Genomic DNA, 13,847 nt, shown 5'->3' with positions numbered 1-13,847 from the left:
GTCGTCGCATCAGTCGGCGGTACGCGACGCGGCGCGGCACGGCGCTGTTGTTCTGACGGGGCAGGCCGCTGTGAATCTTGTGCACCTGGCTGCTGTGCCTCTGATTCGCCTCGCCTCTGTGGCTCCGACGCGGCTCGCCGCGGTGACTCTGGCGCGGATCGTCGTGGCTGATCGCCGCGTTGTCCTCGATCGCTCATGCGCCTGTCCTGTCCGTGCCACTGTCCTTTGCTCTACTGCTGTCGACCGCTCTGCCACTGTCGACCGCTCTACCGCCGTCGACCGCTGTGCTGCCGTCGACCGCTGTGCCGCTGTCCTGCGCCTTAGGTGGCTCGGCGTCGTCGCGCGCGATCCCGTCGAACTGATCGGTCTCGACGAGTGCTTCCTCCTGTTGGAGGGTACGGCGCCGCTGCTGGTACGTGCTTGCCGCGAGCATCCGTTCAAGCTCGTCGGGCTCGGGACGGTCCTGGTCGGCGGGGTCGGGCCTGCCGCGGAACCGGCGCCACAGGCGGCGTGCCGTGAGCAAGATCAACGCGACCGCTGCGCAAATCGTGACGATGAACAGCGGTTTTCCGTACGCGTTCGAGTACACCGACAGTTTGATCGGGGTGCCGAGTGTGACACCGGTTACCGTCGACATTCCGATGGTCACCGTCATCGCCTCGGATGACTGCGCGTGCGTCGGCAACTGGATCTGTCGGGTGCCGCGTGCCGGGATCTCGACGACCCCGACGTCGCCGATCTCGAGATCCTTCGGCGCGGTCGTGGTGATGCGGACCCTGATGGGAAGCGCGAGGTCGTTACGTACGACGAGTAACAACGGACTTCGCTCCGAGGCGAGGGTGTATCGGCCGCCGGGGTCAAGGATGGTGACCGATCCGTGCATTCGGCGGAGCGTCGAGTGCACCGCATCGACACGCTGCTGACGTTCTCGCGCAAGGCGGGTCCGTGTTGCGGTGTTGTTCTCGTCGGGCGATCGGATCGAGCGGAGCAGATCCTCACGCAACTGGGAGACGTAACGCTCGGGACTGGCGTCGACGTCGGCCGAATCGACCAGCGCACCCTGCAGGCGCCACGATTCGTCGGCTGCCGACCGGATCGAGTCGACGGTGCGGTCGGTGAGCACTGGTCCGATCTGTGAGACAGGGCCGATGCCCGGGGGTTCGACGAGCCGTGCGGGTGCTGCTGCTCCGCCGATCCTGTTGACCAGGTCGTCGAGCGGGGCAGGCGTAGCTGCGCGCGAGCCGAAGAGAACGGTGGCGGTCGAGAACAGTGCGTTCGCGTCGTCGGAGGTGGCCGACCAGTAGGTCGGGGGCATCACGACGTCCGCGCGTCCGGCGGTATTCGTGACGGGAGTGCTGGTGTCCGGTTCCCCGCTCGTGCTGGAGCCCGGAGTCGCGATCGAGCGGAATGCCAGTGCCGCCACGGCGGCTTGGCGTCTGCTGACCGGAGACTCGGCGGCGAGGTCGAACTGTTGGCTCGGCGGAGTGAGTGCGGACACCAGTGGGGCCGTGCCCACTGCACCCATCGCGGCGCTGACCGACGAGTCGTAGGTCTGGGTGAGCAGTCCGCCGACGTTGTAGAGGCCCGCGGCGTTCGGATTCCCGGTCGGATCCACCGACGACGCCGAAGCGAGCACCTTCGCGTGGTCCGTATCGCGCAGCAGCTTGCTGCCCGCCTGATCGACCGCGCCGAGCGCGGGAATAGTCAGGCCCCGCACACTGCGCACCCCGAGAATTGCGTCGACGACGTCTGCGGGTGCGTCAAGCGCGGCGGCGGTCAGCCCCGAGCGCTCGATACGCGCCAGCGAGGTCAGATCGGTCTGGCTGAACGGCAGCGCGACCACACACGTCCGTGCCGCCACACCACGAAGGTCTGCCAGCCACTGCGTGGCGGCGTCGCTACCGGTGCCGGGTGTGGTGCGCGACGTCGGGTCGGCGGGGTTGCTGGACACCTCATAGCCCAGCGACATCGCGCGAACGGTCACCAAAAGGTCTGGGTCGACGGCCAGGCACATGCTTCGTTGCAGGTCGGAGGCGGTCTGCTGGGCCGGAGCCGTCGATGTTCCCGAGGCGGGATTGCCCGGACCGGGTGTCCCAGAACCCGACGTTCCGGAATCAGACGTCGCGGAACCGGATGACGTGTCAGACCCGGAGGTCGCCGAACCGGAACCACTCGCTGGTGGATTGGAGGCGCTGCCGGAGTCGCCGGGGGTGCCTGCCCCTGCGCCCGAATCGTTCGCGGCGGTGCCGACGACGTTGCGTGCGGACTCGAGGAGTTCGTGCAGGCGACCGCCGTCTCGCAGTGAGCGGGCCATGTCGTCGCTGATCAGGCGGACCGGTTGGGTGCCGCCACCGAGACCCCCCGGCGCGAGCTGCGGGGGAGCCGCGAGCGGCCAGAGCATCGTGATGCGTGCGGGGTCGGAGATGTCGGCCGACACCGCGCCGTCGGCGCCTAGGCCGTCGTTTCCGCTGGTGGACGTGCTGTCGGTGCTGCCAGGCGTCGAATCGAATTCCGACGAGTCGAATTGTGCGGCCCGACCTTTGTCCGGCGGCAGCGAGAGAACGGGGAGCAGCGTCCGAGAGCCTGCGACCTGGGCCATCGACCCGTAGTCGGGGACGCCGTTGACGTTGACCTGCAGCGGGTACACGCCCGGCCGCGATATCTGCATGCCCGATTCACCCGAGAGCGACATGTTGATTCGGAACGAGACCTCGGCGCCGGGAGCGAGTTCGTCGGTGAGATTGCGGAACGCTCCGGCGACGGCGATCGGAGGATGCGCGACGGCAAGACTGCTGCGCAGACCCGCTGCGTCGCGGACGGCGTCGCCGCGTTCGAGGCGGATGCTCAGATCTTTGATCGTGCGCGAACTGGTGTTCCGCACGTGGCCCTCGACGGTGACGTCCGGTCCCGACGTCGTGGTCACCATCGACGGCGTGAGTGTGTCGATGACCACGGAGGCAAACCGCTGGTCGTCGGACGGTGACGTCGTTGCGCCCGAGGTGCCGGTGGTGGGTACCGCTGCGGCCGGAGCAGCACACAATGCCGCGACGATCACCACGCCGACAACAGCGAGAAGAACGCGCGCACGCGTGACGAAAGAGGCGCTCAGGCGCCGAGAACTACCGATGCGCAGGACGTCACGCATCCCCGGACGCAGGTCGCCGAGGACGCCTGCGCCGTCGACGCGGCCGCGCCTGGGGCTGACTGTCCGTGCGGCGCTTGACCTCCGAGCGATGCCCGACGTCGTTGCGTCGCTGATTACGTGCGGCTGCGGCTTTCTCATATGCGTTCGGTTCGGTGCGGCTGCTCTCGGCCTCGGATTGGGCCAACCGTGCGGGGTCGGCGGCCAGATCGGCGATCACGCCGCGCGCCATCCGGGCCAATCGCCGCTCGTCAGAGTACGTGAGCTTGCGCGGCAACTCGTGCAACGGCACCCATGCGACCTCGCTGACCTCGTAATCGGCGTCGGAAAGCTCTCCACCGACGCTGCGCAGCAGATAGTGATGCACCGTTTTGTGGATGCGTTTGCCCTCGCTGACAAACCAGTAGTCGATCTTGCCGAGGGGTGCGACCACCGTGCCCTGAATACCGGTCTCCTCCGCGACCTCGCGGATCGCGGTCTGTTCCGCGGTCTCGCCGGTCTCGATGTGCCCCTTCGGGAGCGACCACATCAACCTGCCGCGCCTGTCGACGCGGCCGATGAGCGCCGCTGACAGTTCGTCGACGGGGAGCTCGAGGTCGGAGATGACCAGCCCACCCGCAGAGGTCTCGCGCACGGTCTGCAGTCGGTCGGGGCTGTTGGCGCTGCGATCGCCCGTGCGGGTGGCGCGGCGTCGATTGCGGTTCTGGCCGGGTTTGGGGCCGTTCGACGCGTGGGTCAGGCCGGTCTTGGTGATCTTCGCGCTGACGACCGCGATGTCCGACGGCTTGGGCGGCGTCACCTTCGCATGCGCGCCCTCGATCGACGTTTCGGCGTCACGGTCGGCGGGTTCGGCGTCGGCCATGCCTGCTTCGACGCGGTGCGAGCGGGAAGTCGCGCGTGCGACATCCGCCGGCGACGGCGCGCGTTTGCGCTGTCTGTCTCGCTGCTTGTCGTTGTTCTTGCTATTCAGGTTGTTCTTGCTGTTCAGGGCAGGGTCGGCACCGGGGCGATGGTCGGTCCCAGCGGTATCGGCGCGTCGGTTGTCCTGTGCGCGTCGTCGTCGACGACCCCTGCGCGAGCGGCGCGACGGACCTGGTTTGCCAGCCGAACCAACGCCCGAGTTGCCCACCGGTTTCCCGCCGGAACCAGTCGATGTACCCGCGGCGTTGCCCGTCGTCGCTCCTGAATTTCCACCCGAAATACCGCCGTGACCAGCCGACGAGACGTCGCCTGAGACGTCTGCGCGGTTGGTCGGGGACTCGGTGGACACAGACTCGATGCTAGCCGCTGGTCACCTGCCGTTTGCCCAGTGCCGTGGGTGCGCCGCGAACGGAACCGCTCAGAAGGGGGTTCGGCGCGGGTGCCGGGATGTTTCTGCGGTGCCCACGACGGTAGGCTGGCGTGCCGTGACCGACCCGACCGCATCGAACGCACGCATCGAGCGCCGCACCAGGCTTCTCGCGGCCGCCGCGGTCACCCTCCAGGGGCTTTCCGACGTTCTGGCGCCGCTCGGTGAGCGCTTCGCGACAGCCGATCACGAGTTGTACCTGGTAGGCGGTTCGGTGCGAGACGCGGTGCTCGGGCGCCTCGGCAACGACCTCGATTTCACCACCGACGCCCGCCCCGACGAGATCACCCGCCTGCTGACCGGATGGGTCGACGCGATCTGGGACACCGGCATCGAGTTCGGCACGATCTCGGCACGCAAGGGCGACGTGATGATCGAGATCACGACGTTCCGCGCCGATCAGTACGACCGCGTCGGGCGAAATCCAGAGGTCACCTTCGGCGATTCACTCGAAGCCGACCTCGTGCGCCGCGATTTCACGATGAACGCCATGGCCGTCGCGATCGGCCCGACCGGGCCAGCGGAGTTCCACGACCCGCTCGACGGAATGACAGCCCTACTCGCCGGAATCATCGATACCCCTGCGACGCCTCAGGAGTCGTTCAACGACGATCCGCTGCGCATGCTTCGCGCGGTGCGGTTCGTCTCGCAGCTCGGGTTCCGGCTCGCGCCGCGCGTGTTCGACGCGATCACCGCGATGGCCGACGAGATCAACCGCATCACCGCTGAGCGGGTGCGGGCCGAACTCGACAAACTCATCCTCGGCGAGCACCCGATCGAGGCGATCGACGTTCTGGTCGAGACCGGACTCGCCGACCGCGTGCTCCCCGAGATACCGGGCATGCAGCTCACCATCGACGAACATCACCAGCACAAGGACGTCTATCAGCACTCGTTGACCGTCCTGAAGCAGGCGATCGACCTCGAGCAGGGCGACCCCGACCTCATCCTGCGCTGGGCCGCGCTGCTGCACGACATCGGCAAACCCGCCACCCGACGACACGAGCCCGACGGCGGCGTGAGCTTCCACCACCACGAGGTGGTCGGCGCGAAGATGGTGCGAAAGCGTATGCGCGCCTTGAAGTATCCGAAGGCCGTCGTCGAAGACGTGGCGACCCTGGTGTTCTTGCACCTGCGGTTTCACGGCTACGGAGAGGGTCGGTGGACCGATTCGGCTGTCCGACGCTACGTCACCGACGCCGGTCCGCTGCTCGATCGACTCAACAAGCTTGTGCGCGCCGACTGCACCACCCGTAACAAGCGTCGGGCTCGGCGGCTGCAGGAGAACTACGACAGCCTCGAGGAGCGGATCACCGCGCTGGCAGCCGCAGAGGACCTCGAACGGGTGCGCCCCGACCTCGACGGCAACGCGATCATGGAGATCCTGCAGATCCCTGCCGGACCGGTCGTCGGACAGGCGTGGCGGTATCTGAAGGAATTGCGCCTCGACCGCGGCCCGCTGTCGCACGAGGAGGCCGTCGCGGCGCTTCGCGAGTGGTGGGCCGAGCGCGGCGAGGGTTAGCCGACTGGCCTGCCACTCAGTGCGGTGCGTACACGTCGATGGCGCCCGGGATGATGTCGAAGACGGTCGGCAGTGAGCCGACGATGTCGCCGTCGAGTGACACGTCGGCAGGTGGGTCGCAGTATAGGTCCACCTCGCGACCCTGCATGTCTTTGAACAGCGGATTCTTTTCGACGCGGCTGTAGAGCACCTGGGCGAGACCGCGCAGCAGCGACAGTCGCGGCAGGTGCCGGGGGTGGGAACCCATCACGATGTCGAAGACACCGTCGTCGGCGCTGGCGTGGGGTGCGATCCGCATCCCGGCGCCGTACGTCGGACCGTTGGCGATGGCGGTGAATGCGGCGTCGGTCTCGACCTCGACGTCGTCGACACGCACTTGATAGTGGTGTCGATTTAGCTTGGGAAGTTGTCGCAGCGCGGCCAGGGCGAAGAGCGCGCGCCCGCTCGGCCAGGACAGATCCCGGGCGCGTTCGGCGACGGCCGCGTCGAATCCCGTCGCGGCGATGGTGCAGAACAGGTCGACGGTGCCGTCGGAGAAGGAAGCGCGACCGAGGTCGATGCGCCGCGTGTTGCCGTCGAGGACGATCGCGACAGCACGTGCGACGTCGTCGAGCGGAATGTCGAGCATGCGCGCGGCGTCGTTTCCGCTGCCTGCGGGGATGATTCCGAGCGGCAACCGATTGCTGTGAACTGCGCGGAGCACTGTCTGAACGGTTCCGTCGCCACCGACGACGACGATGGCGTCGGCTCCTCGTTCGGCCGCCTTGGCGGCGAGCTGTGCGCTCTGTTCGCGTGTGTCGGCGGTCAGAACTTCGTGGCTGACGCCCCGGCCGCGCAGCACGGCTGTTGCGGCACCGAGGACGCGTTGTCCGGCGCCGTGACCCGACGTCGGGTTGGCGACGATCGCGAGGTGACCGACCGCGCTCTTACTCTCTGGGCTCGCAGACATCGAGGATCAGTCTGTCACATTGGCTCTCGGCAAAGGGGCAGGTCACACTGGTGGGTCGCCAGACCAAGTTGAACGTTTTAGGCAAGCGCCTGGCGGCGTGAGCGGGTCTAATTGGCGCTTTAGTAGCCCCCGCGCGGAGCGCGCTAGTAGCCCATCGTGCGCAGGGCGTCGGCGAGGCGGTCGAGCTGCTCGCGTGTGACGTCGAGGTGTGGGCTGATCCGGAGGACCGACGTGTCGCCCGCGAGGGGGGCACGCCAGGAGTCGGCGGCGGTCACCAGCAGGCCGAGTTCGAAGAGTTTGTCGCGCGCTTGGTGGACGTCGGCGTTCTGGAATCCGGGAGGTGGGGCAAGGGTGACGATGGCCGACGGTTCGTCGACCGGTTCGAGCACCTGCCAACTGCCGATCCCGTCGAGCCGCTCGCGGGTGGTGCGGCCGATCGTTGCGAGTTCGCGGAAGACCCGCTGCTGACCGGTCTGGAGCACCTCGGACACTGCGACGCCGAGGCCGAGCATGCCCGCGATGAACGACTGCGACGGGTCGACCTCGACAGGTCGCAGCGAATCACGGCGCACAGCGAGGAATCCGACGCCGCGCGGACCGGTCAGCCATTTGCGGCTGGTGCCATAGACGACGTCGGCGCCGGTGACTGTCGGTACGTGTCCGACGGCCTGCGCCATGTCGGCGACGACGGGCACGCCCACCTGATGTGCGACCTCGACGATCCGCGCCACAGGCTGCACGGCACCCGACATCGAGCCGACGTGGCAGATGTGGATGAAGTCGGGCTGCTCGAATTGCAGCATGTTCTCCAGCGCGTCGGTGTCGACGTGGCCGTAGACGTCGCCGTCGGGAAGCGGCCGGACGGCGTAACCGCGGCGCTCGAACTCGACGAGGTTGGGCCCGAACTCGTTCTTGGCAACCCAGACCGTCGACGCCATGGGCAGACTCCAAGAGGTCAGCAGCGTGCGTAGTGCGGCACGGGCACTCTCGCGGTAGGTGAGCTCGTCAGGGGTGTGACCGAGGAGTTGGGCGATGTCGCGCTTGTCCCTGGCGATCTCTTCCGCGCGGTCGTCTGCTGCGACGTACGAACCGCGTTCGGCCTCACGCCACAGATGCGCCGACACTGTCCCGATGACAGCGTTCGACGAACGTCCCGCCGACGCGGCATCCAGGTGTGTGATCGCCGGCTCGAGACGAGCGCGGTGGAATTGCTCTCCCAGCTCGCTCACATACATGAACAAAACGTACCGTGCTCACAAAACGCACCGTGCTGCGTCCTGGGGAATCTTGGGGAGTCCATAACGGAACCAACCAGCCCCGCTGAACGTCTGATGACGCGTGGATCCCTTGATCGAGTACGTGTTCGGCCCCGGCGATGGCACGTTGAGCCGTTGGTCGAGCGCTGCCGACCTCGACCTCGACGCCGACGGCACCCTCGACGCGGTCAGCATCGACTTCGACGGTGACGGACGTGCCGACGACGCCATGTGGGATGTCGACGGCGACGGCCACGCCGACGTCGCAGCACTCGACATCGACGACGACGGCCGACCCGAGCGCCAGTACCGCGACTCGGGACGCGGCCTGTGGGATGTCGCGGTGGGGCAGGGCGTCACCGCAGGTCAGGGCGAGGCGCCCGAGCCGACGCCGCGCGCCGGGCGTCAACCCTCGACACAGCGGCTCGACCTCGACGGAGACGGCAGAGTCGACGCCGAGGTCGTCGATGCCGGGGTCGCTGATCCCGGGGCGGGAGGCTCGGGAGCCGAGCGTCGGCTCTATGTGGATTCCGACGGTGACGGCGATTTCGACACCGTGCTCGTCGACTCCGACGGCGACGGGATCGCCGACGCGGCCTTCGGTGCCGATGCGCCCGAGTTCGGCAGATAAGAGTCCGAGTGCTTCTCCTGCTCACGCTCGTGGCGGGCGTGCTCGGCTGCGTGGTGGCTCGCGCCGACCAGCTCGTCGCGTCCCGGGTGCACGAACCGCACGGCGGCGATTCCGACCAGGTAGATCACCACGGCAACCACGACGAGTGCCGGCGTCCGGCCGTCGGGCGCAATCGTGGTGGCGGCGATTGCGATCGCAGCGACGTAGGCGATGTTGAACACCGCGTCCTGGACCGAGAACACCTGGCCACGCACGGCGTCGTCGATGTCGACCTGCATCGACACGTCGCCGCACAGCTTGGCAACCTGGCCGATGAGGCCCAACACCACCGCGGAGATGCAGAAGACGACGAACGAGAAGGAGAGCAGCGACAGTTCCGCGACGGCTCCGACTGCCAGTGCGGTGATCAGCGTCGCCTTGCGACCGAATCGATCCACAGCGACCGGCGTGATGAATGCCGCAGCCAATGCGCCCGCTGCGGTGCAGCCGACGACGGCGCCGACACGGTCGAGGCCATCCCCGGATCCCGAATGGCGCGCGAGAACCAGCAGCATCAGCGTATTGATACCGAACACCACGCGATGCGCCCCGATCGCCGAGAGTGCGGCGGCCACCGGTTTGCAACCTGCGACGGCGATCGCGCCGTGCTGCAGACCAACGGCAACGGCGTGCACCGCCGAGCGGCCGGGATCGTCGGGGTGATCGGGACCGAGTTGCAGTCGCGGAAATCCACGTGCGAGGTACGCCGCGAGGATGGACATCACCACGGCCGCGATCATCGTGATCGCGCTGCCCGTGTTGTCCGATCCGGCGAGCAGGCGCACCCCCATCGCGAGGACAGCACCCACCGAGAGCATGAACCCGCCGAGCGTCGTGAACAGCGCGTTGGTCGCGACGATGACATCTTGCGACGCGACATGGGGGAGTCCGGCGGACAGACCGGATGCCACGAAGCGGCTGGCGCCGGTCACTGCGAGTGCACCGACAAGCACAACCGTGTCGGGGGTTCCCGTGGCGATGGCGATTGCGACGAAAGCGATCATCAGACCGCGAATCAGGTTGGCGTACAACAAGACAGCTCGACGGTCCCAATGGTCGAGGAGCGCTCCGGCGAAAGGACCGATGACCGAGTACGGGAGCAGCAGCACTGCCATGCCACCTGCGACGGCGAGCGGATCGGCGTGGCGTTCGGGATTGAACAACACTCCACCGACCAGCGCTGCTTGAAACACGCCGTCGGTCAGTTGGCTGGCGAGGCGCACGGAGAGCAGCCGTCCGAGACCAGGAGAACTGCGTAACGACTCGAGAAAATCGCGCCACGCGCCACGCACAGATCGGCCGTCGCGCGCAGTGGAGCTCACCAATCAAGAGTACCGACCTGCACGCATAAGGCATGCGATGATAATCACTGTGGGTGGTGACAACGCGGACGATTTCTCACCCGAGAACTCCGACGGAGCCGAGGGTGGCGGTATGCCTGATGCCCGCGACATGGAGTCGGCCAACAGCGTGCGGGCGGGTACCTTGCTTCTCGCTTCGACAGACCTGACCGAACCCACATTCGCGCGCTCGGTCATCTACATCATCGAACACAACGACGGCGGCAGCCTCGGCGTGATCCTCAACCGGATGAGCCAGACCGCGGTCCACAACATCCTTCCGCAGTGGACTGATCTCGCCGCGTCGCCGCAGGCGCTGTTCATCGGAGGTCCGGTGAAGCAGGATGCAGCGTTGTGCCTGGGAGTCACGAAACACGGCGTCGACATCGAGGGAATCGAAGGGCTTCGTCCGGTCGACGGCCGGGTGGTACTCGTCGACCTCGACGCCGACCAAGAACTTCTCGCCGAGGTCCTCGAGGGCGTGCGCATCTTTGCTGGATACGCGGGTTGGGGGATAGGCCAGCTCGACGCGGAGCTCGCCCAGGACAGTTGGCTGCTCGCCTCGGCGCTTCCACGCGACCTACTCGCACCGCCGACCGTCGACGTGTGGGCAGATGTCTTGCGACGCCAGCCCTGGCCCATGCCGCTGCTCGCGACCTTTCCGATCGACGTCGACCAGAACTGACGATCCCGCCGCCCCGCCGAGATCCCCCGCCGAGATCCAATGTCGGCCGACCGTTCTGAGCAGCGCCCAATCACATCTGCCCAACCACGTCTGCCCCGCCACCGTAGTGGTGGCGGGGTGTAGACGGGTTGCGGCACAACGAGATTCGACGTTGCGCCCGGGTCCGCGCGTCGTACTGGTTGGCGCGACGGTCAGGCTGCGTCGGCCAACGGTGGGCCGAGGCTGTCTGGCGGGTCGACGCCGTGGGGTGCGATGGGGCTGGCTGGTGGGGCAGGGCCCGTTGATGGGTTGGGGTCTGTGGGCGGGTCGGGGTCGAGTTCGAGTGGCCTGGGGAGGTTCCATCGGATGTCGACCCGCCTGCCGAGGCGCCGAGTATCTGCGGAAGGCATCCCATCCAACAGCGCGAGTTCGACTCCGGTAAGCGTCTGACATGTCACCTGCCTGCTCGGCAAGTCCGGCACCGAGGACGGCGACACCATCCAGGCACCCACTGCGTCCGCGACGATCTCGGCGTCCGGTGTACCCGAGCCTCGCACGCCGATCTCGGTGACTGTCGCGTCTGTGCCTATGCCTGTTGTGCGTGCTGCGGCTTGGTTGCTGGTGTGTTCGGCGGTGAGGTAGTCGCGGAAATCAGCTGTGACGTCGGCGATGCGGTTGATGTGTTCGGGATTCTCCGGCATACCCGGCTTGGCGTTGAGCCGCCACGCAACACGTCCGGTATCAGGTCCTTCGGTGATCATGCGGGTCGTGAACTGGCCGGGCTTCGTGCCGACCCGCCGGTTGTGCACATCACACGCAGGCACCAACTGGTCGATGTCAGTCAAGCCGCCGTCGGCCCAGTCTTTCGCGGCGTGATGCATCTGCACCCTGCTCGCGGGCTGATTACAACCCGGTGCCGAACACATCTTCCCGCCGGGTGAGGCGAATGAGGCCAACCGTTGTCCCAGCGACGCGATCCGCTTCGACCGACCCAAATACAGCGGCACGCTGGTGTGCTCACCGAACACCGCCAAATACTGGCTGGCCCCGGTGGAGGCGGCCATCTCGATCACGTCGCCGATCGGGAGGAGTGTTCCGGACGTGGTTTGTGCGATCCCTGCCTGCTCTTCGAGTTCCTGCAGGCTGGTGGTGACGATCACCTGAATCGGCAACCCACGGTGGGTGTTGCCGAGCATGCCGGATTCCAACACCTGGCCGAGTAGTGCGGAGAAGGCGTCGTGGTTGCGTTGTGCGGGTGAGCGTTCATCACGCAGCGCAGCTGCCGCGACCTGTTCGGCATTCGCCATGGTGATCGGCCCGACCGGCGACTCCGGGTCGTCCGGGTTATTCATGCCGGGTTTGGCCCACGCGTCCAACACCGTGTCGAGTCGGGCGCGGGCGATCGGATCCAAATCAGCGGTCAACCGCGACATCAACTGCGCGTTCTGCCGGTTCACCCACAGGCGGCGTCGACGTTTACGATCCTTCGAGGTGGTCAGCGTCCCATCCGGATCCAGATGGGCAAGTAGCCGCGAACCCAAATTGGTGATTTCGGCAGGGGTGAACTGGACCGCGTAGCCGGCCATCTGCGCTTCGGCGGCAGCCTTCGTCTCGGCCGACACTTCACCGGGGATCGCTTCGAGCACCTCGAGCACAGCCCGGACGTGCGCGCCCGCGACCCGACCCTCGACCACATACCCAGCCAACGTGGGACACGAGGGTGGTAGTCGGTCGCCGCAGATCGTGGTGAACGAGCCGGTCGCGGCGATCACCCGATGCCGCGCCGCGGGATCACCAATATGCAGACCATGCCCCATAAAGTTGCGAACATCGCGGAAACCCAGGGCGCGGGGCAGATCGCGGTCGGAAGCCTCCACAATCAAGCGATCGGTGACCGCGCCCGCGGTCCGCAGTGCTAGCCGTTCGGCCTCAACAGTGGCTTCCACCAGCGCCGCGTCGGATACCAGCGACACATCGACGGCAGCCAACTCATCCAACACCGCTGCAAGACGTGACAGTTTTTCCGCCACCACCGCATCCGCAGAACCCACCGCAGCAGAGGCCAAGACAGATGATCCCAAAGCCGAAGGCGCACGGCCATTCTCGCTGTTGTTGCGATTGCTGTTGCTGTTCACGTGCCGCCACCCCCGCCCCACATCATATCGAATATGTGTTCTACATTACCCGACAATACCGACAGCGTCGAGGAATTCTCGAACAATTTTTCGACCTTGTGGACAAGCGTTTCGCGGAGTCCCGGTCGACGTCGATCACGCAGACGCTGCCTCATTCACGGCGGCGGTGAGTTCGTCGATTGTGGACGGTTGGAGCCGCTTCCCGTCGAGGAAGAACGTGGGAGTGCCTTGTACGCCCAGGGACAGGCCGTCGGCGACGTCGGCGCGGATTCGTTCGAGCGTGGCGGGGCTGTTGTAGGCGGTGTCGAAGGCTGCCATGTCGAGGCCGAGGTCAACGGCGAAGGTACGGAACAGGTCGTCGGCGGGGACTTGCTGTTCACCCCACTGGGATTGGGTGGCGAACATGCGCTGGTACATCTGCTCGAACCGACCCTGCTGGGCTGCGGCTTCGACTGCACGAGCAGCGCGTTCGGCGTTGAAATGTCCAGGCATCGGGAAGTAGCGGACGACGAAGGTGACGCGGTCGCCATAGGCTCGCCGCAGGTCCTCGATGATCGGGTAGACGGCGCCGCAGGCTTCGCACTCGAAGTCGAGGAATTCCACGAACTGCGCCCGGCTCTGCTCGGGCGAGGACAGGCGGTGACTGTCGGGGCGTACAACGAGATCAGACACTTCGGCAGTATCAGCCGGAGTCGGGGACGTGGCGTCGTCGATGGCAAAAACGGCAACACCGATGCCGACGAAGATGGCAGCGAGTACCGCCCAGGCGATCTTGATCGGTTTGCTCACGCGTTCAACTCCGAGGCGATGTCGTAGGGGAG

At 66.7% G+C, this 13,847-nt stretch carries 10 protein-coding genes; 3 read left to right on the top strand and 7 right to left on the bottom strand.

The annotated features are described in order from the left end of the window. Window positions 1–193 precede the first annotated feature (193 nt). Window positions 194–3,145: a DUF6049 family protein gene (locus RND64_RS22925; protein WP_049699209.1), complete on the bottom strand. Its 2,952-nt coding sequence runs from the start codon at window positions 3,143–3,145 to the stop codon at window positions 194–196. Continuing rightward, window positions 3,138–4,412 (bottom strand): NUDIX hydrolase, encoded by a 1,275-nt coding sequence (locus RND64_RS22920; protein ID WP_083444385.1) that lies wholly within the window; start codon window positions 4,410–4,412, stop codon window positions 3,138–3,140. The genes RND64_RS22925 and RND64_RS22920 overlap by 8 nt, the downstream gene beginning before the upstream one ends. A gap of 136 nt (window positions 4,413–4,548) precedes the next feature. On the opposite strand from RND64_RS22920, the gene RND64_RS22915 reads away from it, so the two are divergent. Further along, the gene (locus RND64_RS22915) at window positions 4,549–6,012 is read left to right on the top strand and encodes a CCA tRNA nucleotidyltransferase (RefSeq protein ID WP_049699210.1); all 1,464 of its coding nucleotides are present in this window, start codon (window positions 4,549–4,551) and stop codon (window positions 6,010–6,012) included. Between the two features lie 16 nt (window positions 6,013–6,028). Here RND64_RS22915 and RND64_RS22910 read toward each other — a convergent pair whose 3' ends face one another. After that, a complete protein-coding gene (locus RND64_RS22910; RefSeq protein WP_049699211.1) occupies window positions 6,029–6,961 on the bottom strand; it encodes a diacylglycerol/lipid kinase family protein in 933 nt (310 codons plus the stop codon). Between the two features lie 143 nt (window positions 6,962–7,104). Next, window positions 7,105–8,196: an aminotransferase class V-fold PLP-dependent enzyme gene (locus RND64_RS22905; protein ID WP_049699212.1), complete on the bottom strand. Its 1,092-nt coding sequence runs from the start codon at window positions 8,194–8,196 to the stop codon at window positions 7,105–7,107. Window positions 8,197–8,299: 103 nt separating this feature from the next. Here RND64_RS22905 and RND64_RS22900 point away from each other — a divergent pair, with 103 nt between their 5' ends. After that, window positions 8,300–8,848 (top strand): hypothetical protein, encoded by a 549-nt coding sequence (locus RND64_RS22900; RefSeq protein WP_331436321.1) that lies wholly within the window; start codon window positions 8,300–8,302, stop codon window positions 8,846–8,848. Here RND64_RS22900 and RND64_RS22895 read toward each other — a convergent pair. After that, the gene (locus RND64_RS22895; RefSeq protein WP_442902863.1) at window positions 8,737–10,209 is read right to left on the bottom strand and encodes an MFS transporter; all 1,473 of its coding nucleotides are present in this window, start codon (window positions 10,207–10,209) and stop codon (window positions 8,737–8,739) included. The genes RND64_RS22900 and RND64_RS22895 overlap by 112 nt on opposite strands. Window positions 10,210–10,246: 37 nt before the next feature. Between RND64_RS22895 and RND64_RS22890 the strand changes: the two genes are divergently transcribed. Beyond that, window positions 10,247–10,912 (top strand): YqgE/AlgH family protein, encoded by a 666-nt coding sequence (locus RND64_RS22890; protein ID WP_064868024.1) that lies wholly within the window; start codon window positions 10,247–10,249, stop codon window positions 10,910–10,912. Between the two features lie 191 nt (window positions 10,913–11,103). Here RND64_RS22890 and RND64_RS22885 read toward each other — a convergent pair whose 3' ends face one another. Both RND64_RS22885 and RND64_RS22880 read right to left on the bottom strand, forming a co-directional pair. After that, window positions 11,104–13,026: an HNH endonuclease signature motif containing protein gene (locus RND64_RS22885; protein ID WP_331436320.1), complete on the bottom strand. Its 1,923-nt coding sequence runs from the start codon at window positions 13,024–13,026 to the stop codon at window positions 11,104–11,106. A gap of 135 nt (window positions 13,027–13,161) precedes the next feature. Beyond that, window positions 13,162–13,815 carry a DsbA family protein gene (locus RND64_RS22880; protein WP_049699215.1) on the bottom strand — a complete coding sequence of 218 codons (654 nt, stop codon included), beginning with the start codon at window positions 13,813–13,815 and terminating at the stop codon, window positions 13,162–13,164. Window positions 13,816–13,847 lie beyond the last annotated feature (32 nt).

Origin of the sequence: Gordonia sp. w5E2 (assembly GCF_036540975.1) — a bacterium.
GTDB lineage: Bacteria > Actinomycetota > Actinomycetes > Mycobacteriales > Mycobacteriaceae > Gordonia > Gordonia jacobaea.
This window is presented reverse-complemented; position numbering and strand designations above follow the sequence as displayed.

Coding starts and splice junctions, on each gene's coding strand:
- RND64_RS22925 (WP_049699209.1), bottom strand. CDS start 3,145: ATGCGTGACGTCCTGCGCATCGGTAGTTCTCGGCGCCTGAGCGCCTCT.
- RND64_RS22910 (WP_049699211.1), bottom strand. CDS start 6,961: ATGTCTGCGAGCCCAGAGAGTAAGAGCGCGGTCGGTCACCTCGCGATC.
- RND64_RS22905 (WP_049699212.1), bottom strand. CDS start 8,196: ATGTATGTGAGCGAGCTGGGAGAGCAATTCCACCGCGCTCGTCTCGAG.
- RND64_RS22890 (WP_064868024.1), top strand. CDS start 10,247: ATGATAATCACTGTGGGTGGTGACAACGCGGACGATTTCTCACCCGAG.